General features: G+C 43.2%; 20 protein-coding genes. 2 read left to right on the top strand and 18 right to left on the bottom strand.

Features of this window, described 5'->3' with window-relative positions:
- Positions 1-5: 5 nt before the first annotated feature.
- Both rfbK and ACOI6Z_RS02150 read right to left on the bottom strand, forming a co-directional pair.
- Positions 6-1,388 (bottom strand): O9 family phosphomannomutase RfbK, encoded by a 1,383-nt coding sequence (rfbK, locus tag ACOI6Z_RS02155; RefSeq protein ID WP_012967600.1) that lies wholly within the window; start codon positions 1,386-1,388, stop codon positions 6-8.
- Between the two features lie 23 nt (positions 1,389-1,411).
- Positions 1,412-2,827, bottom strand: coding sequence for a mannose-1-phosphate guanylyltransferase/mannose-6-phosphate isomerase (locus ACOI6Z_RS02150; protein WP_012967599.1), 1,416 nt, complete (start codon positions 2,825-2,827; stop codon positions 1,412-1,414).
- A 1,076-nt stretch (positions 2,828-3,903) separates the two neighbouring features.
- Between ACOI6Z_RS02150 and ACOI6Z_RS02145 the strand changes: the two genes are divergently transcribed.
- Together ACOI6Z_RS02145 and ACOI6Z_RS02140 are read left to right on the top strand one after the other, a co-directional pair.
- Entirely contained in the window at positions 3,904-4,908 is a 1,005-nt protein-coding gene (locus ACOI6Z_RS02145; protein WP_044524123.1) for an NAD-dependent epimerase, read from the top strand.
- Positions 4,909-5,307: 399 nt separating this feature from the next.
- Positions 5,308-5,430: a small membrane protein gene (locus ACOI6Z_RS02140; RefSeq protein WP_000429184.1), complete on the top strand. Its 123-nt coding sequence runs from the start codon at positions 5,308-5,310 to the stop codon at positions 5,428-5,430.
- A 418-nt stretch (positions 5,431-5,848) separates the two neighbouring features.
- Here ACOI6Z_RS02140 and ugd read toward each other — a convergent pair whose 3' ends face one another.
- From ugd to wbaP, 16 genes are all read right to left on the bottom strand, one after another.
- Positions 5,849-7,015 carry a UDP-glucose 6-dehydrogenase gene (ugd, locus tag ACOI6Z_RS02135; protein WP_000704810.1) on the bottom strand — a complete coding sequence of 389 codons (1,167 nt, stop codon included), beginning with the start codon at positions 7,013-7,015 and terminating at the stop codon, positions 5,849-5,851.
- A gap of 180 nt (positions 7,016-7,195) precedes the next feature.
- On the bottom strand, positions 7,196-7,750 hold the full coding sequence (gene rfbC, locus ACOI6Z_RS02130) for a dTDP-4-dehydrorhamnose 3,5-epimerase (RefSeq protein WP_080935511.1): 555 nt from the start codon (positions 7,748-7,750) through the stop codon (positions 7,196-7,198).
- Between the two features lie 14 nt (positions 7,751-7,764).
- A complete protein-coding gene (rfbD, locus tag ACOI6Z_RS02125; protein WP_064188111.1) occupies positions 7,765-8,655 on the bottom strand; it encodes a dTDP-4-dehydrorhamnose reductase in 891 nt (296 codons plus the stop codon).
- A 31-nt stretch (positions 8,656-8,686) separates the two neighbouring features.
- Positions 8,687-9,556, bottom strand: coding sequence for a glucose-1-phosphate thymidylyltransferase RfbA (gene rfbA / locus ACOI6Z_RS02120; RefSeq protein WP_032735999.1), 870 nt, complete (start codon positions 9,554-9,556; stop codon positions 8,687-8,689).
- 26 nt (positions 9,557-9,582) lie between these two features.
- Positions 9,583-10,647, bottom strand: a complete 1,065-nt coding sequence (rfbB, locus tag ACOI6Z_RS02115) for a dTDP-glucose 4,6-dehydratase (RefSeq protein WP_080935509.1) — start codon at positions 10,645-10,647, stop codon at positions 9,583-9,585.
- Between the two features lie 174 nt (positions 10,648-10,821).
- Entirely contained in the window at positions 10,822-12,678 is a 1,857-nt protein-coding gene (locus ACOI6Z_RS02110) for an acyltransferase family protein (RefSeq protein ID WP_420686856.1), read from the bottom strand.
- 433 nt (positions 12,679-13,111) lie between these two features.
- A complete protein-coding gene (gene gndA / locus ACOI6Z_RS02105) occupies positions 13,112-14,518 on the bottom strand; it encodes an NADP-dependent phosphogluconate dehydrogenase (protein WP_000043542.1) in 1,407 nt (468 codons plus the stop codon).
- 161 nt (positions 14,519-14,679) lie between these two features.
- The gene (locus ACOI6Z_RS02100) at positions 14,680-16,005 is read right to left on the bottom strand and encodes a lipopolysaccharide biosynthesis protein (RefSeq protein WP_080935507.1); all 1,326 of its coding nucleotides are present in this window, start codon (positions 16,003-16,005) and stop codon (positions 14,680-14,682) included.
- On the bottom strand, positions 16,002-17,228 hold the full coding sequence (locus ACOI6Z_RS02095) for a glycosyltransferase (protein ID WP_080935506.1): 1,227 nt from the start codon (positions 17,226-17,228) through the stop codon (positions 16,002-16,004). The genes ACOI6Z_RS02100 and ACOI6Z_RS02095 overlap by 4 nt, the downstream gene beginning before the upstream one ends.
- Positions 17,225-18,493, bottom strand: a complete 1,269-nt coding sequence (gene wcaK, locus ACOI6Z_RS02090) for a colanic acid biosynthesis pyruvyl transferase WcaK (RefSeq protein WP_186983055.1) — start codon at positions 18,491-18,493, stop codon at positions 17,225-17,227. The genes ACOI6Z_RS02095 and wcaK overlap by 4 nt, the downstream gene beginning before the upstream one ends.
- 27 nt (positions 18,494-18,520) lie before the next feature.
- Positions 18,521-19,762: a hypothetical protein gene (locus tag ACOI6Z_RS02085; protein WP_080935504.1), complete on the bottom strand. Its 1,242-nt coding sequence runs from the start codon at positions 19,760-19,762 to the stop codon at positions 18,521-18,523.
- Between the two features lie 27 nt (positions 19,763-19,789).
- Positions 19,790-20,950: an EpsG family protein gene (locus tag ACOI6Z_RS02080; protein ID WP_080935503.1), complete on the bottom strand. Its 1,161-nt coding sequence runs from the start codon at positions 20,948-20,950 to the stop codon at positions 19,790-19,792.
- Between the two features lie 11 nt (positions 20,951-20,961).
- Positions 20,962-21,798: a glycosyltransferase gene (locus ACOI6Z_RS02075; RefSeq protein WP_186983053.1), complete on the bottom strand. Its 837-nt coding sequence runs from the start codon at positions 21,796-21,798 to the stop codon at positions 20,962-20,964.
- 11 nt (positions 21,799-21,809) lie between these two features.
- Positions 21,810-22,685 carry a glycosyltransferase gene (locus ACOI6Z_RS02070; RefSeq protein WP_186983052.1) on the bottom strand — a complete coding sequence of 292 codons (876 nt, stop codon included), beginning with the start codon at positions 22,683-22,685 and terminating at the stop codon, positions 21,810-21,812.
- Positions 22,686-22,871: 186 nt separating this feature from the next.
- A complete protein-coding gene (locus tag ACOI6Z_RS02065; RefSeq protein WP_080935500.1) occupies positions 22,872-23,783 on the bottom strand; it encodes a glycosyltransferase family 2 protein in 912 nt (303 codons plus the stop codon).
- 33 nt (positions 23,784-23,816) lie between these two features.
- Positions 23,817-25,244 (bottom strand): undecaprenyl-phosphate galactose phosphotransferase WbaP, encoded by a 1,428-nt coding sequence (wbaP, locus tag ACOI6Z_RS02060; protein WP_080935971.1) that lies wholly within the window; start codon positions 25,242-25,244, stop codon positions 23,817-23,819.
- Positions 25,245-25,320: the final 76 nt, after the last annotated feature.

The raw sequence follows: 25,320 nt of genomic DNA, 5'->3' as shown, positions 1-25,320 counted from the left end.
AGGACTCAAAGCGATTCCTCTTTTAACAGGTTGAGCAGCTCGGCGGTTTTCTCGTTCATCAACGCCGTATCCGCTCTGGACTCAACGTTCAGGCGCACCACCGGCTCCGTGTTGGATGTGCGCAGGTTAAAGCGCCACTCAGGGTATTCAATACTGATACCGTCCGTTGTGTCGATGTGTGCGGCCGCCGGCTCATACTGCGCCCGGATGCGCGCGATCGCCTCCGCCGCATTTCCCAGCTTGCGGTTGATCTCCCCCGACGCCGGGAATGCCGCCTGGCGGTCCGCCACCAGCGATTTCAGCGAGCTGTTCTTCAGGCACAGCAGCTCCGCCACCAGCAGCCACGGGATCATCCCGCTGTCGCAGTAGGCGAAATCGCGGAAGTAGTGGTGCGCGCTCATCTCCCCGCCGTAGATGGCGTCTTCCTGGCGCATCCGCTCCTTGATGAACGCATGCCCGGTCTTCGACATCACCGGCTGCCCGCCGCTGCGGGTCACGATGTCCACCGTGTTCCACGTCAGGCGCGGGTCGTGAATGATTTTCGCCCCCGGCTGCTTCTGCAGGAACGCTTCCGCCAGCAGGCCGACAATGTAGTACCCCTCGATAAACGACGCCTCGTCATCGAACAGGAAGCAGCGGTCGAAGTCGCCGTCAAAGGCGATACCCATGTCCGCCTGATGCGCACGCACCGCGTCGGCGGTGTCCTGGCGGCACTCCGGCAGCAGCGGGTTCGGGATACCGTTCGGGAAATGGCCGTCCGGCTGGTGATGCACCTTGATAAAGGTCACCGGCGCCCCGGCCGCCGCAAAGCGTTTCTCCACCTCATCAATCACGTGCCCCGCCGCCCCGTTGCCGGAGTTCACCACCAGCTTCAGCGGACGGGTGAAGTTCGCCAGGTCCACGTAGCCCATCAGGTGGTCGACGTACTCCTTCAGCACCGAAATCTGGCGCAGGGTGCCGCGACGCGCCGGGTCCACCGGCGGGAACTGGTTTTCCTCCGCCAGGCGCTGGATGTCACGCAGGCCGGTGTCGCCGCTGATGGGCTTCGCGTTCTCGCGCACCAGCTTCATGCCGTTGTAGTTCATCGGGTTGTGGCTCGCCGTCACCTCGATACCGCCGTCCACCCCGAGGTGGAAGGTGGCGAAGTAAATCTCTTCGGTACCGCTCAGGCCGATATCCAGCACGTCGGTGCCGGCGTCCATCAGCCCGCGGGCCAGCGCCAGCTTCAGCGACTCGCTGGTGAGGCGCACATCGCCCCCCACCACTATCTTCCCGGGTTTCAGAAACTCGCCGTAGGCGCGGCCGATACGGTAGGCGATGTCCTCGTTCAGCTCCTCGCCCAGTTCACCACGGATGTCATAAGCCTTAAAGCATGTTAACTGTGTCATTCTGCGTTTTGTCCCGAAAAAAATTAGCAACGACCATACTGGTCTTTAATACGAATAATGTCGTCCTCGCCGAGGTACGACCCCGACTGGATCTCCAGCACTTCCAGCGGAATGCGGCCCGGGTTTTCCAGGCTGTGCTCGGCGCCAATCGGAATAAAGGTGGACTGGTTCTCGGTCAGCAGGAACTGCTTGCCGTTGACCGTCACCTGGCCGGTGCCGGCGAGAATGACCCAGTGCTCGGCGCGGTGGTGGTGCATCTGCATCGAGAAGGCGCCGCCCGGTTTCACGGTGATACGGTTGACGTTGAAGCGCGGGGTCTGGACCACCACGTCGCAGCGGCCCCAGGGACGGTAAATCTCGCGGTGGCGCTTGTACTCGCTGCGCTGGTTCTGCTTGAGGAACTCGACCGCCTTCTTCACGTCCTGGGAACGCTCGCGGTTCATCACCAGCACGGCGTCCTTGGTGCTGACAATCACCAGGTTCTCCACGCCGATGGCCGCCACCAGCTTCTCGTCGCTGTTGATGTAGCAGTTTTCGCTGTTATGCACCCACGCGTCGCCGCTGAGGACGTTGCCCTGCTCATCTTTCGGGCTGACCTCCCACAGGGCGGACCAGGAGCCGACGTCGCTCCAGTCGGCATCGAGACCGACCACCACCGCGTCGGCGGTTTTCTCCATCACCGCGTAGTCCACGGACTCGTCCGGGCACTCGCAGAAAATGTCATGCGGGATGCTGATGAAGTCGCTGCCGTTGTCGGCGGCGTTCACCGCGGCCTGGCAGGCTTCGAGGATATCCGGGCGGAATTTGGCCAGCTCGGAGAGGTATTTTTTGGCGCGGAACATAAACATGCCGCTGTTCCAGTAGTACTCCCCGGAGGCGAGGTAGGCCTCAGCGCGCTCGCGGTCCGGCTTCTCCACGAAGCGGGCCACCTGGTACGGGGTGTGGGCGCTGTCGGTGAGGGCCACGCCGCGCTGGATGTAGCCGTAGCCGGTTTCCGGGGCGTTCGGCACGATACCGAAGGTGACCAGGTGGCCTTCATCGGCATACTGCTCGGCGACGCGGATGGCGTCGTGGAAGACCGGCTGGTTATTGATGATATGGTCGGCGGCGAGAACCAGCATCAGCGGGTCGTCACCGTGACGGGTGGCCTGAAGGGCCGCCAGAGCAATGGCCGGGGCGGTGTTGCGCCCGACCGGCTCAAGAATAATGTTGTTGGACAGCTTGTTGAGCTGGCGCAGCTGTTCGGCCACCAGGAAGCGGTGCTCTTCGTTACAGATGACCATCGGTTCATGGATTTCAAGGCCCGAGAGTCGGGTGATAGTTTCCTGCAGCATGGAGTTCTGCCCGTACAGCCGGAGGAACTGTTTCGGGTAAAGCTCGCGAGACATCGGCCAGAGACGACTGCCGGTACCACCAGCCATAATTACAGGAAGTAACATAATGAAATCCTTAAATAAATAATTGCTTTATTTTACTATCAATCAATCGACCGTCGGGTGGAATGGCCTTTTTCAGGCACGCTACCGCCATTGGCTGTCGCAACCAAAATGCGTACTGCTCCCGTGTTTCAGGCTAAACGCCACCCTCTTTCGCTTCAGGCTATCGGCAGAACGTTCACTCAGCGGCCTGAAAAGCCAGCCTGACGGAACGGGTGTCCTGAAAACCTAAAAGCAGAGATATGTCCTGGGACATATCTCTGCTTTTAATGTACATCTGTCCTCACCTGGCCGCGAAATGCCCCACACTTTCCGCATTTGCCGCCGGGTTAACCATCAGGACTTTCTCATTTACGCAGGGTATCACGCGTGCGCTTTCCGCCACCGACGAAAGGGAAACGGGCGGCCTGCCGGTGTCAGCAAGCGTCAGAAAGGAGCGTCCACGATGCGGGGAAAGATAAGAAGAGACATCGCTTTCGCCACCAGGGAGACAACGCGCGGCCAGGCTTGATGGCCCTTTGCACATGGCGGCGGCGCTTTGTTCCGACAGGAGGGATAAACGACTCATGCTCTACACTGCACATTCCACAAAGAAAATCGTCCGCAGATTATAGCGCTGGTCGCGGGGAATAAAAATAAAAAAGCCTACTGATTAATGGATTACTCAAATAATACACATTATAAACATTCACCAAACAAACAAAACCAATCTAACCCATTGATATTCATCAAAAAACCAGAGAAAACACTACAGAGATTTTGCCCATTTGCTAAATCATCCGCTGACGAAAATATATCTTTAAACAAAATTACGCCATACCGGGGGGATTGGCGACCTTTATGATTGCGCCATGAATCGCTAAACCGCTGACAGGTTACAAGGTTATTATTCGACAGCTAACAGTCAAATGAGAAACGTTGTTATTTATCAGCCTTTGCCACCACGATTTTGCCAGAAAAAAGCGCCCTTCACTTCGCGCCTGGCGGATAAGACGCGGCAAAGCAAGTGATCCCAGCCGCAAGCCAGTGTAAAATCGGCCGTTATGTAGAACGGGATATCCACACCCCGGAGGAAAAATATGAAGTTTTTGGTCACTGGTGCCGCAGGTTTTATCGGCTTTCATATCGCGCAGCGCCTGCTGAATGAAGGGCATGACGTTGTCGGGATCGACAACATGAATGACTACTATGACGTCAGCCTGAAGCAGGCCCGTCTGGATCGCCTGTCCTCTCCGGCATTCCATTTCCAGCAGCTGGATCTTGCCGACCGTGAGGGTATGGCGACGCTGTTCGCCGCAGAACAGTTTGACCGCGTGATCCACCTGGCGGCCCAGGCCGGCGTGCGCTATTCGCTGGAAAACCCGTATGCCTACGCCGACGCAAACCTGATGGGGTACCTGAATATTCTGGAAGGCTGCCGCCATACCAAAGTGAAACACCTGGTATACGCCTCCTCCAGCTCGGTTTACGGCCTTAATCGCAAAATGCCGTTCTCCACGGAGGATTCCGTCGATCATCCGGTCTCCCTGTACGCCGCCACCAAGAAAGCCAATGAGCTGATGGCGCATACCTATTCCCATCTGTACGGCATCCCGACCACCGGGCTGCGCTTCTTTACGGTCTATGGTCCGTGGGGCCGCCCGGATATGGCGCTGTTCAAGTTCACGAAAGCGATGCTGGCAGGAAAAAGTATCGACGTTTACAACTACGGCAAGATGAAGCGCGATTTCACCTATATCGACGATATCGTCGAGGCGGTGGTGCGCGTTCAGGATGTGATCCCGCAGGCCAATGCCGACTGGACCGTTGAGAGCGGTTCCCCGGCCACCAGCTCCGCGCCGTACCGGGTCTATAACATTGGCAACAGCTCGCCGGTGGAACTGATGGATTATATCACCGCCCTGGAAGAAGCCCTGGGGATGGAAGCGAAGAAGAATATGATGCCGATTCAGCCGGGCGATGTGCTGGACACCAGCGCAGACACCCAGCCGCTGTATGACCTGGTGGGCTTTAAGCCACAGACGTCAGTGAAGGAAGGCGTGAAGAACTTCGTCGAGTGGTATAAGGATTACTATCAGATCTAACCTGTCTCTGCCCTGCCGCAATCCGCTGATTGCGGCAACGGATAAGCATCCCGCATTGTCTTCCTTTATCATTCATTTCTTTACCCGAGCCTGGCACAGGCTATACTTTTTTGTGCTAAAGAATAATTTTTACTGGTTTTAACGACGGTGCTGAAACCAGTTCCATCTGCCCGCCAGCGAAAAAGCCAACAACTTTAAGCCTGGTCCCCTGCTGTCACTCTTTTCAATACTATTTTTAATGGCTCCTTCAGCATTTTCTCCTGATAAATAAAAGACATTACTTTCTGTAGGAATTTTCTTAAGAACAGGATATGTTAGAGATCGCAATTCAGCGCTTCCTGGCTGACGTGTTGCTTAACATGCTAATGATTCAACCAACAAAAAGCTGTGGTAGATATTATGGAAAACCTATTTTTCTTAGTGGTCGCTGCCATACTACTTGCTGTGTCTGTTTTCTTTTTAATTTCATATCTGAAAGACAGAAAGAAAACAAAACTGACGTTTAATAAACGCAAGTGGTAAGACTCGCTCCATATTGCATTTAGATTAAGATAATATTAAGAGATAAAAAAATGATATGACAGAATGACCGTTCATTCTGCGTTTTGGCGTGGCCTTAAGGCAAGAAAAAATAACGTTACTCGCTGTTCCTCATATTTCCCCAAGGCATAAATAACAAAAGCCTGCGTTGCAGGCTTCGTTTTACCTCCCGGCGCTTATCTCCGGCATCTACATCACAGTGACGGTAGCTCTTCACAAGGTAAGTTTAACTTATCGGACCTGTTTTCAACCCGCAACGGGTTTTGAGCAGGATCGTAATGTCCATCACAATTTATTGAGGTTAATCTGAATGTGCGAGAAATACGCGCAGTGAGGGATATAGCGGGGAGATAAAGAAGCATACTGGCGGCGGGGAGCCGCCAGTGTCAGACAGGCAGAATTAATCGTTACCAAACAGATCGCGGGTATAAACCTTATCCGCGACATCCGCCAGCTCTTCCGCCATACGGTTAGAAATGATCACATCCGCCTCTTGTTTGAAGGCATCCAGGTCGCGCACGACGCGGGAGTTAAAGAACTCATCTTCCTGCATCACCGGTTCATAGATAATAACCGGAATACCTTTTGCTTTGATGCGCTTCATAATGCCCTGAATAGAAGAGGCGCGGAAGTTGTCTGACCCGCTCTTCATGATCAGGCGATACACACCCACCACTTTTGGCTTACGGGCGAGAATAGAATCCGCAATAAAGTCTTTACGGGTACGGTTGGCATCGACGATAGCCGCGATAATGTTGTTCGGGACCGATTCGTAGTTCGCCAGCAGCTGCTTGGTATCTTTCGGCAGACAGTAGCCGCCGTAGCCAAAGGACGGGTTGTTATAGTGGTTGCCGATACGCGGATCCAGGCATACCCCTTCGATAATCTGCTTGCTGTTCAGCCCCTGGCTTTCAGCATAGCTGTCGAGCTCGTTGAAATAGGCAACGCGCAGCGCCAGATAGGTGTTCGCGAACAGTTTGATCGCTTCCGCTTCGGTGGAGTCGGTAAACAGGGTCGGGATATCCTGCTTAATCGCGCCTTCTTTCAACAGGTCTGCGAAACGTTCGGCACGCGCAGAGCGCTCACCAATGACAATGCGCGATGGATGCAGGTTGTCGTACAGCGCACGGCCTTCACGCAGGAACTCAGGAGAGAAAATAACATTATCAATCCCTAAACGTTCTTTGATGTCGCGGGTGAACCCCACCGGGATGGTCGATTTAATGATCATCACCGCGTTCGGGTTGATCTCGGTGACATCGCGAATAACCGCTTCCACCGTAGAGGTGTTGAAGTAGTTGGTTTTGGGATCGTAATCGGTCGGCGTCGCAATGATCACGTAGTCGGCATTACGGTATGCGTCGTGCTTATCCGTGGTGGCACGGAAGTTTAACGGTTTTTCTGCCAGATATTCCTGAATCTCTTTATCGACAATCGGAGAGATCTTCTGGTTAAGCATATCCACTTTGGCCTGTACGATATCCAGGGCCACCACTTCGTGGTTTTGCGCAATCAGGATACCGTTCGATAAACCAACATAACCTGTACCGGAAATAGTAATTTTCATGAGATTACACTTTAATCAGTTAACTGGATAATGGCGGATAGCCACGAAATTAAATAATGCTGTGGGCGGTTTTACGCTTAGAAAGAAGGTTAGTCAAGTCAGCCGGTTGACCCGGCTTGTTAACGAATAAACATGACGAGTTCCATCTGGAACCCGCCATTTGAGGAAAAAACAACCTAATTATTTATATACTTCTGCGGTGGCCAGAGTATGTGCCTGTAGATCTTTCTCCGACAGCGACAGTGCGCAGTCGCTCAGCGCCGGCCAGTCAATCCCTATCTCCGGATCGTTCCAGATGATGCTCCGTTCTGACTGCGGCGCGTAGTAATTCGTCGCCTTGTAGACAAACTGCACAGTTTCGCTCAGCGCCATAAAACCGTGGGCGAACCCTTCCGGGATCCACAACTGACGTTTATTCTCTGCGCTGAGCACCGCTCCTACCCATTTGCCAAAGGTTGGCGATGAACGACGGATATCCACCGCCACGTCAAATACCTCGCCTTCCACACAGCGGACCAGTTTGCCCTGGGCGTGCGGATCCAGCTGATAGTGCAGCCCGCGCAATACGCCTTTCTGGGACTGGGAGTGGTTATCCTGGACGAAATCCACCTGGCGGCCCACCGCCTCATTAAACACCTTGCTGCTGAAGCTCTCAAAGAAGAAGCCTCGCGCATCACCAAACACGCGCGGTTCAAAAATCAGCACGTCAGGAATATCTGTTTTAATAATGTTCATCTTTTGCTACCCGTTTATTTGCCCAGAACTTCCGTTACCACGCGAGCCACACCCTGACGCCAGTCCGGGAGAGTCACCCCAAATGCCTGCTGGAATTTTTCATTCGACAGGCGCGAGTTGAGCGGACGCTTCGCCGGCGTCGGATAGGCCGTCGTCGGAATGCCCTTCACTTCCTGAACCGCCAGCTCGGCACCATGGGCTCTCGCCACCTCAAAAACATAGCGGGCGTAGTCGCACCAGCTGGTCTCGCCGCTGGCCACCAGATGATAGGTACCGGCCAGCGCCGGATCACGCAGTGTTTCACGGATTGCCGTCGCGGTGCAGTCTGCCAGCAGCTCAGCGCCGGTGGGCGCTCCGTGCTGGTCGTCAATGATGGAGAGCGTCTCTTTCTCACCCGCCAGGCGGAGCATGGTTTTAGCAAAGTTGGCGCCGCGGGTGGCATACACCCAGCTGGTACGGAAAATCAGGTGACGCGGGTTACCCTGCTCCAGTGCCAGTTCACCGGCGCGCTTGGTTTCACCGTAGACGTTCAGCGGGCCGGTTGCCTCATCTTCCCGGCGATAATGGCTGCCGGCGCCGTCGAACACATAGTCCGTGGAATAATGCACCATCAGGGCACCCAGCTTCGCCGACTCTTCCGCCAGTACCGCTACCCCTTTGTCGTTCAGCAGGTCGGAGAGCTCCCGCTCGCTTTCTGCCTTGTCCACTGCCGTGTGCGCGGCGGCATTCACCACCACGTCCGGGCGGACGGTACGCACGGTCTGCGCGATGCCTTCCAGATTCGTCAGGTCGCCGCACAGCTCTTTGTCAAAATAGTCCACCGCGACCACGTCGCCGAGGGTGGACAGTGAACGCTGCAGCTCCCAGCCCACCTGGCCATTCTTGCCAATCAGTAAAATCTTCATTCTCTGTATCCTGTCGTTGACGGAGAGGGCATTAACGCTCGTTCAGCAGGCGCTTCAGATAAGCACCGTACTCGGTTTTCTTCAGGCGTTCGGCCTGAGCCGCCACCCCTTCCGCCGACAGCCACTGATTGCGGTAACCAATCTCTTCCAGGCAGGCGACCTTCATCCCCTGGCGCTTCTCAATGGTGTGAATAAACTGTGATGCGTCCATCAGGCTGTCGTGGGTGCCCGTGTCCAGCCAGGCAAAACCGCGCCCCAGCAGTTCCACATGCAGGTCGCCTTGCTCAAGATACATCTGGTTCAGGGTAGTAATCTCGAGCTCCCCGCGCTCGGAAGGCTTCACGTCCTTCGCCATCTCCACCACGTTGTTGTCGTAGAAGTAGAGCCCGGTCACCGCCCAGTCGGATTTCGGCTTCAGCGGTTTCTCCTCGATGGACAGCGCCTTAAAGTTCTCATCGAACTCCACCACCCCGAAGCGCTCCGGATCCAGCACCTGATAACCAAATACCGTGGCACCGGAGGTCTTCGCCGCCGCCGCTTCCAGCTTTTTACCGAAGCTCTGGCCAAAGTAGATATTATCTCCCAGCACCAGGGCGCAGGCATCGTTGCCGATAAACTTCTCGCCAATGATAAAGGCCTGCGCCAGGCCGTCCGGCGACGGCTGGATGGCGTAGCTGAAGTTCACCCCGAACTGCGACCCGTCACCCAGCAGGCGCTGGAAGGAAGGCATGTCGTCCGGGGTGGAGATGATCAGGATGTCGCGAATGCCCGCCAGCATCAGGACGGACACCGGGTAGAAAATCATCGGCTTGTCATAGATTGGCAGCAGCTGCTTGGAGACGCCCTGGGTGATGGGATATAAACGCGTGCCGGAGCCGCCGGCCAGAACAATACCTTTCATAAATCTATTCCTTAATTAGTCAGATATCAGTTATTGAGGCCCAGACGCTCGCCGGCGTAGGAGCCGTCCAGCACGCGCTGCCACCAGGTCTGGTTGTTCAGATACCAGTGCACGGTTTTTTCAATCCCGCTCTCGAACGTCTCCTGCGGCACCCAGCCCAGATCGCGCTGAATTTTTGCCGCATCAATGGCGTAGCGCAGGTCGTGTCCCGGACGGTCGGTGACAAAAGTGATCAGGTCAGCAAAGTGGGCGATGTTGCCCGGCTTCTGCGCCACCACCTTGTCGAGAATGGCGCAGATGGTACGCACCACATCGATATTTTTACGCTCGTTATGACCGCCGATATTGTAGGTCTCGCCGCTCGTGCCTTCGGTCGCCACTTTGTACAGCGCACGGGCATGGTCCTCAACATACAGCCAGTCACGGATCTGCTCCCCGTTGCCATATACCGGAAGCGGTTTACCCGCCAGGGCATTAAGGATAGTCAGCGGGATCAGTTTCTCCGGGAAGTGATACGGACCATAGTTATTGGAGCAGTTGGTCACTACTACCGGCAGGCCGTAGGTGCGGTTCCAGGCGCGAACCAGATGGTCGCTGCCCGCTTTGGAGGCGGAGTACGGGCTGCTCGGTGCGTACGGAGTTTCTTCGGTGAACAGGTCATCGGTGCCATGCAGGTCTCCGTACACCTCATCGGTGGAGATATGATGGAAGCGGAAAGCTTTTTTCTGCGCTTCTCCAAGCCCGGACCAGTAGTGACGGGCCGCCTCCAGCAGAGTGAAGGTGCCGATCACGTTGGTCTGGATAAAAGCAGCCGGGCCATCAATGGAACGGTCTACATGGCTTTCTGCCGCCAGGTGCATCACGATATCCGGGCGGAACTCGCTGAACTGGGCCGCCACGGCAGCGGCGTCCGTGATATCAGTCTGGGAAAACGAATAGCGTTCACTCCCGGCCACCGGCGCCAGGGATTCGAGGTTGCCGGCGTAGGTCAGGCAGTCCACCACGCGGACTTCATCCCGGGTATTTTCAATGATATGACGAACCACAGCAGAACCAATAAAGCCTGCACCACCAGTAACAAGAATTTTCATATTCAATCTCTAATAAAAAGTTAATGGCACTACGCAATAACAAGGATAAAACCATATGCAGTATAAACATTAGCAATAGTTTAATCCTTGCCATTTATTCTGTTCACGTATATCAAAACCGCGAAACAGGCAATTCTTAAAGTAAGACAATGCAAACCAGGATTAACCTATAAATTATTTTTCAATTCCGGTCGTAGAGATACTTATATTTTTCATAATTAATCGAGACCATGGTAAAGTAAAGTGGTTGTTGTCAAACATTAGAGGGTAATTATCGCTGGAAATATATCTACAGTTGTCATTCATGCATTCAGAATCATATAAATCAATATAATTAACATCTCCACCGTGGAAAATATTAACTAAATAATCATTAAAATGTTTAGGTTCAATCAATTCATGCTTTAATATTTTAGCTGAATCTCCAGATAACGCAATTCTATAGAATGGGGTGTCAAATACTTTTGTTTGTCCTAGGACGAAAACATGTTTTGAATGAGCATTAAGTATTGAAACAGAATGTTTAATGTTTTCAACCATCTGTCTGTCTGTATAGTATTTTCTACCATCAACCCAATTCGCAGAAATTAACACAATGTCAAATTTATATTTGTTGATATATTTTTGATAAAACCCCCTCATTAAATCCACACACCGTTTCTCACCTTTGGCTTCAATAAAAGGCATACATCCAGATGAAGTAACCTGCATTACTAAATGATTAGGATAGTGTTCTTTGGCGGCTTGATAAAACTCCGCAGCATGGCTATCACCTATTAATAATAACCTTGGCTTATTATTGGAAGGGTTATTAACAAGGCATTTATCTTCACTAAAATTTGCTGCATTATTAAAACCACTTGTCAGAAAACAAATTCGTTTAGCATTCCCGAACTGCGCTAAGCCTTCATCAGATGAACTATATGTATGAAACTTATCCATTGCTAAAATCTCCTTAGACATCCAAAATTTTGTAATGCTAATTTTGTCGCTAACCAAAGAGATCAGAGACACACTTAAGGCAATGAGTGCTAATTTAAAGAAAGTAAAACTTTTATTTCTTTCAATATACGAATAAGATAAATAACCCAAAATAACAGAAACAATAATTCCTATTAGCTGATTAATAAAATTGAAGTCGATATTATTCAAATAATACCAAAATACAACTGGCCAATGGAAAAGATATATTGAATAAGAACAAGAGCCAATAAACTGCAAAGGTTTAGCTCTCAACAGAGTTTTTTCATTCCCTACATTAGCATGTAATAAAAAAGCTGTTGCCAATGTTGGAATAAGGGTTTCGAAACCAGGCCAATTACTACTTTCCTTCACAACCGCAGTGAAAGCAATTAAAACGAAAAGACAAACTGCCTCAGTGATTCTTGGAGCTCTATTTTTAATATTTACAGTTGAGGCCAACACCCCGATTAGTAATTCCCAAGCTCTGCTTGGCAGAAGATAAAAGGAATATATCTGATTATATTTAGTAAGTAGAATACAAATGGAAAAAGATAACAATACTAAAATTAAATAAAATATAACTTGACCAAATTTTCTCGTCACTTTGCTTGCCAAGAAAAGCAAGAGTGGAAAAACTAAGTAAAATTGCCACTCGACTGACAATGACCATGTGTGTAAAAAAACAAAACTATCAGCAGCATCAGTAAAATAACCAGATGTTGCTTTCAAATAATATAGGTTTGATGTAAATGTTAACGCAGATATAACTTGATAGAATAACCCTTTTAACATCGACGGAGGAGTCGATGTGAGGGCCAAAAGAAAAGAAAATAATACGCATATTGCAAGCGCTGGATAAATCCTTTTAAATCTTTTTTTATAGAAGTCAATAACCCATTCTTTTGTTCCAACTTTATTCTTGCATATTTCGCTCATCAAAAAACCGGATATGACAAAAAAAACATCTACCCCTGCGTAGCCGCCATAAAAATATCCTATTTTGAAATGAAAAAGTACGACCATCGCAACAGCAATGAAGCGCAAACCATTTATATCAAGACGAAACATTTAGATACCTTGAAATAGTTAGTAATATGAACAGGGATCATTTTTTAATATAATAAAATTAATAAGCCATGTATTTACTTGAACATAAAATCAATAGAATGTTTGAATTATTGTATTTCTCGTCATGAGTTTATTCATCATCCCAAATATGCAGATATTCAAATCACAAAAATATCATACTGAAATATTAATATAGGAAACATACTATATAATGATTAAAATAGAAGACCATTTAAATCATTATTGAATTTGAGAATACGCTTTTAAAACTTATGAAATGTAAATGAATACATATCATCTCATAACTTGTATATCAACCACACTATTGCGTGCTAATTTTTAATATAATTTCATAGAATAATCATAAAATCATGAATAAAGGAACACATTGATTGTGCTCCTTTATAAGAAAAAAGTTAGATACTAATTTCTATCAGTCTAACCACTCAGTATGGAAAACTCCTTCCTTATCGGTACGCTTATAGGTGTGCGCACCAAAGTAATCACGCTGAGCCTGAATCAGGTTAGCAGGCAGAACCGCGGAGCGGTAGCTGTCGTAGTAGGCAATCGCGGCAGAGAAGGTCGGCACCGGAATACCATTCTGCACGGCATACGCCACGACATCACGCAGCGCTTGCTGATAGTCATCAGCAATCTGCTTGAAGTATGGCGCCAGCAGGAGGTTAGCAATGCCCGCGTTTTGCGCATACGCATCGGTGATCTTCTGCAGGAACTGTGCACGAATGATGCAGCCCGCACGGAAAATCTTAGCGATCTCGCCGTAATTCAGATCCCAGTTGTATTCATCAGAAGCAGCACGCAGCTGAGAGAAGCCCTGAGCATAGGAAACGATTTTACCGAGGTACAACGCGCGACGCACTTTTTCGATAAATTCAGCTTTATCACCGGCCGGCTGAGCCTGCGGACCACTCAGCACTTTCGAAGCGGCTACACGCTGGTCTTTAAGCGAAGAGATATAACGAGCAAACACGGACTCAGTGATCAGAGACAGAGGTTCGCCGAGATCCAGTGAGCTTTGGCTGGTCCACTTGCCGGTACCTTTGTTTGCTGCTTCATCAAGAATGACATCGACGAGGTATTTACCCTCTTCATCCTTCTTGGTGAAAATATCTTTGGTAATGTCGATCAGGTAGCTGCTCAGTTCACCTTCGTTCCATTCAGTGAAGGTTTGCGCCAGCTCTTCGTTGGAAAGTGCCAGACCGCCTTTCAAGAGCGCATAAGCTTCAGCAATCAACTGCATGTCACCATACTCGATGCCGTTATGAACCATCTTCACATAATGGCCAGCACCGTCAGCACCGATATAGGTCACACATGGCTCACCGTCTTCAGCAACCGCAGCAATCTGCTTCAGAATCGGAGCAACCAGCTCATAGGCTTCTTTCTGCCCACCAGGCATGATGGAAGGCCCTTTCAGAGCCCCTTCTTCACCACCGGAAACACCGGTACCGATAAAGTTAAAACCTTCGGCAGACAGTTCACGGTTACGACGGATGGTGTCCTGGAAGAAGGTGTTGCCGCCATCAATGATGATGTCGCCTTTATCAAGGTAAGGCTTCAGGGAATCGATGGCGCTGTCGGTGCCAGCCCCGGCCTTCACCATCAACAGGATACGACGTGGTGTTTCGAGGGATTCAACAAACTCTTGTACTGTGTAGTAAGGGACCAGTTTCTTGCCTGGGTTTTCGGCAATCACTTCTTCGGTCTTTTCACGGGAGCGGTTGAAAACGGAGACGGTATAACCACGGCTTTCAATGTTCAGCGCAAGGTTACGCCCCATCACAGCCATACCGACAACCCCGATCTGTTGCTTGGACATTACATACTCCTGTCAGGTGTGTTCACTGCAAATACGTTAACAAATCATTAATACTGATAATAATATCGCAAAATTGACGGATGTCATAGTATTTATCGAAAGAATGTAAAAATATCATGCCATGTATTAATCTTATAAATAAAAGATACATAAAAGCACAGTTACCAAAAAGGAAAAACAAACAGATTAAAATTATAAATCAAATAAACAATAATTGTAAAAGTTATTGTTGCAGGAAGCCAATTCAGGATATATGAAGAAAATTTGACGTTAACAATTGGCTTAACAAAAAAAGGAAAAACCATAAATGTTATAAGAATTTGTGACAAAGAAAGTACAAGGGAAACATACCATAAAGACGAATAAATCAAAATGGTCAATGACACACAAACAACCATAATACCAGCTATAACATTCCAGTAGAATTCTACATTAGTTCTACCATTTGCTTGCGCGATAGCACCAGTCAAACCGCCCATTGGCCTTAACATTCCAAATAAAAGCATAAATGGTAAAAGTGACAAAATAGTCATTCTTTCTGAACCATATAATAATGTTATTATAGTGGGTGAAAAAATATAAATAAAAATAAAAGAGAATGCACTAAACAATACTATTACAGCAGTACCTTTTAAGTATACAGACTTAAGTATATCACTATTATTTTGTGCTTCAGCAAAACGAGGCAAAGCCAATCTGTTTATAACAGGCGTAATTAATTTCAATGGTTGCATTATTAAATCTTTAGCAAGGGAATACAAACCTAAAGAATCGCTACCAAGCACTTTCCCGATTATAATAACATCGAGTTGTGTTCTTAACTGGTTAATAATCTGTGAACCGAGTTGGTAAACACCATATTTAAAGACATCCTTGCACAAACCTTTATCAAAATAAAACAGAGGCCGCCAATCTTTGTCGCCCAATAAAGACATTAATATTAGTCTACACACGGCGTTAATTATTAGCCCAAGTATAACTGCTGACGTTCTTAAATCAGTATAAAATATGAAAAAAATCACGCAGAGAAACGAAATGGTTTTTGCTGTCATCTCTATTTTCGCAAGAAGAACCATTTTTTTCGATTTTATATAATGAGCCTGATATTGAGAAAGAGAACCTAAAAAAAGAAAATTAATACTGGCCAACATAACCAAAGGGGCAAGATTTTGCATTGCATAAAACTTGGCCAAAGGCAATGCACAAATAAATACAAGTAATCCAGCAAAAAGACTTAGCAGGAAATTGACCCAATATATAGTACTCTGCTCATTACGAGTAAGGCTCTGTTTATGAACAATATAACTACTCATCCCCATATCTTGTAATATCATGGCAATCATAAGGATGGAATTTACAATTGCCAACACACCTAACTCATGTAATTCTAGATGCCTCGCCAAGACACTTATCTGGATTATCTGTAATATCGCCGAAAAAAAATTAGAGAATAATAGCCACAGCGCCTGGCTCTTTAGACCACTCATCTAATATGCTCCAACATTGTTGCCATTTTATTATATTCATTATCTTGGTTAAAATTTACCTCGATGTGATTTCGGGCGTTTTTCTCGATATCATTTATTTCTACTTTATCTTCTATAAGTTTGATTATGCAGTTAGCAATTTCTTGAGAATTACCTTCTTTGCACAACCAACCAGAATAATCATTTTGTATAAGCTCAGGGATTCCACTATGATATGATGAAATTACAGGTAATCCTGTAGCCATAGCTTCCATTAAAGCGACTGGAATCCCTTCCATATCCCCGTTAGAAGCGGTGACTGAGGGCAAAAGAAAAACATCACTGTTAGAAAGCATTTTTTTTACAATTGACTGCGGCTGGAAACCAATAATATCAACTTTCGATTTTAAATCTAAATCTATAATCATTTTATTTAATTCATCCAATAATTCTCCATAACCTATAATAGTATAATGAAAGTTGTACCCTGCACGGTTCAGAATATTACAAGCTGAAATTGCATACTTAATGCCTTTTTTTTCAGTCAATCTGCAAACTGAAATTAACCGTATACAATCTGTATTTAGCTTACGAGGTTTAAAAGGAAAATCCTTTAATTGAATTCCCATTCGAACAACACCAATTTTTTCTTCAGTGCAACCCATGTCTAATAGTCTATTTTTCCACATATTACTTACAGGGAGAAATAAATCTCCTTGTAAAAAAAGAGATTTATAAGCAAGTGTATATCGTTTGAGTAAAACTGTAGCAGATAAATCATAACCATGAAAGACGGTCACGACCTTCCCCTGTAATAGAGAAGATGATTTCAATGCATTAGCAAGAACTCCACATGGTCCGAAATGAGCGACTATAATATCGCCTTTTAATTTTTTATTCATTCGACCAATAAGCGACGGTAAGACAAGAGAGTAACTTAAAAAACCAAATTGTGAAACATTAAAAGAACTGAAATGCCCTTTAACTAACGACTTTATTGAATACCAAGCTCTAATGCCAAGTTGATATATTTTATTATTCAACGAAATATCTTTATCGAAAATATACGAAACCTTATTGCTTAATTCGTATTTAATATAATCTTCATGTAACTTATCTAGATCGCCAGGATAAACAGAAAGAATTTCAACTTCATAACCCATTTTAATAAAGGAAACAATTTGATTCAGCACAAATGTTTCGGATGCCAAAGGGAATTTAACACAAAAAAATAAAATTTTCATTTCACACCAATTTTATTAATGATATTTTCCAACATCAAACGACCATCATTCTTAACTTTTGAAACGCCTTGTTCTATTTTATTTTTTACTTCATCTAGATTATTGTGAAGATAATTTATTCTTTCAATAATAACGTTGTCAAAGAGGTTTTTAACATCAATTGATAAGTTATCAACATTTAGAGAGTTCATTATCCCTTTAGATTTATGCTCATAGTTTATAGCTATTGCCGGTGTACCAAAGTTCATAGAGATAATTGCAGAATGCAGTCGAGTTCCGATAGTGAAACTACATTTATTTAGCAGTATTCCTAACTGGATATCATTAATCTCATCCATTACAACATGAACAGATTCTGTATTCTTAATCTTGTTTTTAACAGAAAGAGCAACGATACGGTCATCATTGTTGTAACTTTCAATACCAGTACATGTAGAGAAAATTACTACCTGATATCCTAGACTAAGGATATGTTCGATAATTCCAGCAATAGCTAACTCATATTCTTCTTGGGTTACCCCGAGACGTTTATCAAAGGGAGCTAACTTGCGAACAGTCAGTGCCACCGTTTTATTATGCGAAATGATTGCATTCCAGTGATCAATTATATAATCGTTATCAGATGTCACATTATTGTCTACAAGAAATGCCGTATCTACGCCATCAGTTACATTATCCATCTGAAAATTATCAGAAACAAGGAGTTGCTTGCTGACATTTTCTCTTAGTATCAATTCATTGCAATATTTGAATGCAAACATTGCAATACGTTTGAAGTCACTATTTTTGAATGGTCCAACGCTGTGCCCTACCAAATAAATTGGTTTTTTTGCCAGCAAAGAACAAAATATGTGTTCAAATTGTGCAGAGCCATACAAGTCTACAAAAAATGAACCGCCAACTTGAATAACAGCATCATAATTTCTAACTTTATTAGTAAACTCAATGATATGCGGTGGTAATTTTTTGTATTTTAAAACACCTTCATTCTTGTAGTGAGCCATTAAAATTTTTGGCATCATATAATTATTTATTTTAGCTTTTACCTTGGCATAAAAACCTGGTTTATTGGCATGGCCTTTAGAATATAAAATATCTTGTTCAACCAATTCATTTAACAAGTATGATGAGCTAATAGAATAGCGACTGATAACATCAATCTCTATCTTATTATCAATTTGTCGCAAGCAATTCAACAAACCTCGAAGAATTGCAGCATCGCCACGGTTGCCACAAGTATGATTACCAACCAATAATAACTTCATAATAACCCTTATATTGATAAGCTTAACTTAAATTAAATACCATTTATGATCTAGAAAAACTATCTCTTTATGCCAATTAAAGTTTTTATACTCGACTTCACCAATGATCTTAACATCTGATGTAAAAGTGATATTGCATTTCCCATCACCGATTGATAAGAGCTTTAATGTATAACCATCAGTGAGTAATTTACTAGCAGGCAATTGAACTGTGATATCATTTTTTGTCATGAATATATATTGCGAAAAAGAATCAGTTAATTCGTCGCTATTCTTAATAACTTTTGTTTTATAATTTATTTTTTCTACTTCACCACTAGGGGAAATTGATGCCGTTACTTTTTGTCCATCGGACCATTCAATTGAATGTTTTTTATTGCTTCCTAAAAATTTAACTCCAATATCTGCATTCGATGCGTCTAGAAAACTGACGTTAACATGGTTGACCTCTTTGCTTAAACTTACAAACCCAAATTTGTTACCAAGCGATAAAAAACCATTCTCCCATTGTTGGTTTAACCCTGTATTAGCGGAACGGGCAACATATGCTGAACTACCACCATATTTAGAATAAGGTAAAATGACAGTATCTATACCGTTAATTATGCCATTATTAATTTTATTATTAACAATGCCATTTTCTTGCACAACGCCTTTAACAGCTCTTGAATTTTCTGGAATTGTAATATTAAAGTTTGCAGCCCAAATTTTAGTTATTGGATTGATCAAGAGAGTTTGTGCTTTAGGATATCCCATATGCCTCGTTTGCATATTAACCCAACCACTTGTGATAATTTTACCTTTAGTTACTGAAATAACATAGGTTGTCCACTTAGGGTTTGTTTTTGTTTCAATTATCATTCCCGGCTTGATTAAAGTTGGATCAATACTATTTGAAAGTATTGAGGTAGGCGTTATTTTATCTGCAGATAATATTTCCCATCCGTTATAATCTGGAGCCGTATTATCAGCATAAAGTGCGACAGAGTCACGATCTTTATAATCAACTAATCCATATAACGAGTTAATCCCTAATACTGGGAAGCTAAAGGGATTCTTTGAATTAGCTTTAAATGAAGCAACTACTGCCGATTGTCTCATTCCGAAGGTATTTCTTGATGCATAGATACCTTGCAAATACATTGGGGAGTAGCCGTTAGATGACGAAACTGGCTTACCGAGATAATTAAACTTTAATTCTTCACTAATTGCCGAAACAGAAAGCGGTAAAGTTAACATTAAAACTATATATAAAAGTTCTTTTTTCATGAATACTCCCCATAGTTAAAATCTTCGTTAAGGGTATGAAATAAAGATTGAAGGTGTTCGCCACATAGTTATACAAGAAAGCAACAGTAAAAACACAGATAATGCGATGCAATATTTCGTTAACTTTTTAGGAATTTTTTGTTGTATAAATTCAAGGAACAACGGATAAAAAGCACATGCAAAAAAAGTATTCCAATAGAAATTCCGCATAAACCATGTCATTGAAATCAATAAAACACCGTAAATACTTAAAAGAGAGAAAAGTGAAAGAATACATATTCTCTGAGAATCAGAAAAGAAATACTCCATATTTTTTTTATTAATTGTATAAATAACAAACATCCCTAATGGAATAATAGTTGTCAATATATTATAAATTCTTCTTGGAATATTAAAGTCATAAAAATTTGCACCTTCAACCCCACCAGCTAAATAAGCGTCGGCTTTAGATGATAGATTAACTCCACTGAATAAAAAACCCAAAGATGATACATGCTCATAAAGCAGTCCAACAATATCTACTTTTATAAAAATTGCACACAAAAACATGACAAGAGCAAATCTTGCTGCATAAACAATCATCCTTGAATTCAAGAAAAAGAAAGATACTATGCATGCAAGTACAACAACAACAGCTCCCCAATGAAATGATAATGCAACATAAAACAATAAAGTAGCTGATAAAAACCGCTTCCTGTAAAATAATATACAAGCGATTCCTGCGATTAAGGCAGCTACCCCCTGTCTATAGGCATTCGTTGATAATTCAAGAACGTCCCAACTATAAAAACAAGCCATTAAAAAGAGTGATTTATAACTTTTCCCTTTAAAGGTGAACAGAATAAAAATCAACAAACAAGAAGTTAAAAATAATGAAGATATAAATATATAAATATCATGCGATTTTCCAAATAGAGCAATGAATTTCATTAACCCATAGAATCCCCATCCCCATGTGAAGGAGGCTAGATTAGACAAGCTATCGAATTCTGCGAGATACATTTTTGTATCTGTTGTGCCTGGAAAACGTAATCCATAGAAACAAGTAATTAAAACAAAGGCAAAAAAAAGTGTTGCATTGTCTAATTTGTTGCTTTTAGAAATTATACTTAGTGATGCGAAGAATAATATTACTACAGACAACAAGAAATAAAGTAATATTATTTGGTTATCTAGAAAGTGAGGCATAATATACCTATTTACATTAAACCAAAGCGTTCAAATACATTTACCCATAAGTACTTACATAAAGCATAAGGCAAAAACTGTCTTCTATATCTTAATGCAATATCTATATCGTTCTTCGCAGAATGATATTTAGCCCAATGACTAATTTCTTTTCTTGGTTTATTCCAACCTCTGCAATGGAATGCTTGAAGGCTATTCACTAGAACAACTCTCCAATCATTTTTTTTAATCCTTAAACATAATTCTATATCTTCCTTGTACATATAATAACTACTTTCGAAACCTTTCTTTGCTGATTTATCTAAACACAGTTCTAAGGCTTTGGTCCTTATAAGCATAAAAGCACCACATACAGCTGGCACATCAATTAGTTCTTTAGTAAGTACTTTGGTTTCTTCCCCTGAGCCAATATCAAACCAGCGACCATATCGAGTTGCATCGATGCCAAGCGAATCGTAGACTTGCATATCTTGCATCTCGTCGATAGAGAAACGAACTAAAGGTACAGAGAAGATACCAACATTAGAATTATTGACGTCAGTTGCTATTTTTAGAAGTTCGTCGAGTCTATCACCTTCAATGCGAGCATCAGGGTTTAACAATAGAACCCAGTCAAAGTTCTCATCACTCTGGAGAGCTAAGTTATTTCCTTTAACAAAACCTATATTATTTTCTTTTGTGATTTCTAATCTATGTTTTGACGAAATATTGTCCAGATAATGTATGTTATTTGAGCCTGAATCGATAACTTTTATTTTCAATAGCGACTGAGACGATTCCAGACCGTCAATACACCATTGTATATGCTTTTGGCTATTATGCGTGACAATTATCACTAAACAATTCATATGTTCCTCTATTATTTGTTTGTATTTTTATTCACATATTGAATCAAGTATTTGGCTATATATTTTGGTTCTTTCCTTTTCAAGGCCCATTTTATACTTTCTACAATTTGTCCTTTATTTGATTCTAACGCGACTAAATAATCAACAAAACTTTGCTCCTCTTTATCATATAGTTGATTGTTCCTCATTTTAAGTTCATGCAACGCACGTGAAAATGGATATGCTTTTGATACTCTTTGTTCACCCGGAAGATGATCGTGATGCATTAAATATGTAGCATATGGCAATACCATAAATTCACCATATTTTGCACTCAATCTTAACCATGTATCCCAGTCTTGTAATCTTTTTACATTAACGTCAAATCCGTTAATGGATCTCAATCTTTCAGTTAATGTGAAAACTTGATTAGATGCCAGGTTCTTAAAAAGAATATCCTTATAAGTTAAGATAATTGGTTTAAGATTTTTTTTGTAATGTATTTTCTTGTGCTTTATTTTATAACAATCATAAAAATTACAACTTAGGAAAGAATATCTATCATCCCAATTTTCAACAAATAATTTTATTCGATCAAATGTAAATTCGTCATCATCATCCAAACCGGTAATAAAAAAACCAGTTGCATGACTGATACCTAAATTACGTGTTGCACAAGCACCTTTATTAACATCATTTCTAAAATATCTAACTCTATTATCTTTGGAAGATAGTTCCTCCATATATTCTTTTGTACCATCATTTGAGGCATCATCGCATACTAATAATTCAAGATCCCTGTATTCTTGGTTCAAAACAGACTGTATCGCTCTTTTCAATCTTTCAAGTCTATTATGAGTGGAAATATATACGCTGACTTTTTTGTTTAATTTATCGGTATTATTCATTTGTTTGCCCTAGCTATTCATGCGTTACCACTAATAATATTAACCATAGCACTATATATTTTTCATTACCATATGGTACTACAGACAGGCTTAGTTTATTTTTGAAAAAGATAGTACCAACAGCAAAATGAATAATAAATTAAAATACTACCCCTTTCCATGAACTTATAATTGTATTTGAATCATTTACTTATCCCAATATCGTTTATGCATACTTAGAGATTTTACCAACTTCTTCGGAAGAATTTTAAATCTAAGGCCTAACTTGTAACCTAATATTTTCATGAAATTATTAATTAATGCTATTGGTATCCATAACGGTGCATTATTAATTAAAAATTTAAACTCAGAGATGATGAATTTTTTCCCCTCACCTCCAGCTCCACCTGTGGCTTCGCGTATCCAAGGCTCCATCTCATGAAACACACCAATATCAAAATATCTCTTAAATTCCTCTTTTGGCGTGTAATTGTGAGAATGCCTTACTCGCGCCTCAGATACATATGCTACTTTGTACCCCGCTAATACCGCCTTTGCAGTGAAATACATATCTTCACAAAGTATCGTGTTTGATGGAAAACCATTTAACTCTTCAAATACTGATAATCTGTATGCTGAAAATGAGTTTGACATGAATACTGTTTTTATTCCCATACGGGGTATGTCAGAGGCATCGCAAATATGTGACTTATCAGGATAACTAAAACCTCTCGCATGTCTTGCTAATGGGTTCGCGTCCTCATGAGGTAATTGCCTGCCGTAAGCACAAGCAATATTTTTATCACTGAACACATTTATTATAGTATTTATGAAATTAGGTTCAGGAATAGCATCTTGAGTAAGAAACACAACAATATCATATTCTTTTACATATTTTTTTATGGCCATATTTCTTGTTGCGCCATGATTGAAATCATTACTCGCAATCGATATAACATCAAACTTAGCTTCCTTGGCTATTGATACAGTATCATCTTTACTCCCAGAATCAATTACATGCACTAACGTATTTTCCGGAGCATTTTTTTTAATACTGTTAACAGCACTATGCCAGATTTGTCCGCCATTATATGTTGGTATTGCAATGAAACATTTCATATTAACTCTCTTTTTTATTAAAGATGCACTGTGTTAATATGCACCATCTTTTTTTAATACAACGCCAACTGTTTTGAACAAAATAGCAATATCATTCCACATGGACCAGTTTTTGACATACCAAGCATCAAGGTAAACTCTCGTTTCATAGTCAACATCGCTACGACCACTAACTTGCCACAATCCAGTCATCCCTGGCTTACTCAATAGATAGTAATCTACCTCTTCATTATAACGTTCCAATTCAGCTGTAATAATTGGCCGTGGGCCAACTAAACTCATCTCTCCCTTTAATACATTAAATAATTGAGGTAATTCATCAAGACTTGTTCTTCTTAAGAACCCACCGATCTTGGTTACACGTGGATCATTTTTCAACTTAAATGTCGCATCCCATTCACGTTTGGCTTCAGGATCTGAAGTTAACAACTCATCAAGAACTTCTTTTGAGTTTATTACCATGGATCGAAATTTGAGACACTTAAATGATTTTCCACCTTTCCCAATCCTTTCATGGCCATAGATAGATGGTCCACCATCTTTTTTTACTTTAACACTAATATAAAGCAACAATGGGGATAATATCGAAATAATAAAAATAGAGCCTAGAATATCGAAAAGTCTTTTTATAATTCTTGATGAGAGTTTTGCTAAATTTTGTTGCACACGAAATATCATTACTTCATGACTAAAAATAAATGACATATCTGTACTGTCTAATGGCATCCCTCTTAATGTAGGAATTACAGAAACAAATCTATAACCTTTAATCATGAAATTACGTAACCAAGTGTTACGTATTTCACTCTGATGGGACTCTACCGCTACAATAAATTGTGTCTTTGTATTTTTTGTCCTTAACCATTCTATATTATTATTAACTACTGGTATTCCGTCTATTTTCTCCCCTGCGCACACACCGCCAGGAGTCTCTACAAAGCCAACAACAACTAAACCTAAATTCCGCTCACTTGTTATTGCTTTATATGCTTCTTGAGCATTTTCAGAACTTCCAATAATCCAAGTGTCTCTTTGCCAAATTCCTAATATATCTAAAATACGTTTTGCTCCCATTCTGGCCAATGGAACAAAAATGAGGATTAAAAACCATGTCAAAAACCATAATGTACGATAAAACGACCATGTAGCAAAAGCCATGACCGCAATTTCAATAACGGCAAAAATAATTAATGTTCGAAGCATTTCCTTCAACTCAAACCAAAAGGTTTTACGATAGAAGTAATGCCTCAATCTCATTGAATACCAACCAACACAGCAAAAACCCAACAGCCAATGTAATATTGTCCATCCCTCAACTTGTCCAGTCGAGACAATTTGAACATAATCATCAGAGGTAATGCAAAGCAACCCAATTGCAATATAAAGAGATGCAACGAATGCTAAAAAATCTGATATTGCCAATGAAAGACTGACTATGATATTCCTGACGATAAGCGTCATCATACCCTCTCTTGCTAGATAATTTGTTTCTATATGATTTATAAGATTTCAATACGCAATGAGTGTAGTCATCAAG

The sequence above is a fragment of the Klebsiella sp. C239 genome (assembly GCF_048822715.1).
GTDB classification, from domain to species: domain Bacteria; phylum Pseudomonadota; class Gammaproteobacteria; order Enterobacterales; family Enterobacteriaceae; genus Klebsiella; species Klebsiella quasipneumoniae.
The sequence above is the reverse complement of the archived record's forward strand: the minus strand, read 5'-3'. Positions and strand labels throughout refer to the sequence as shown.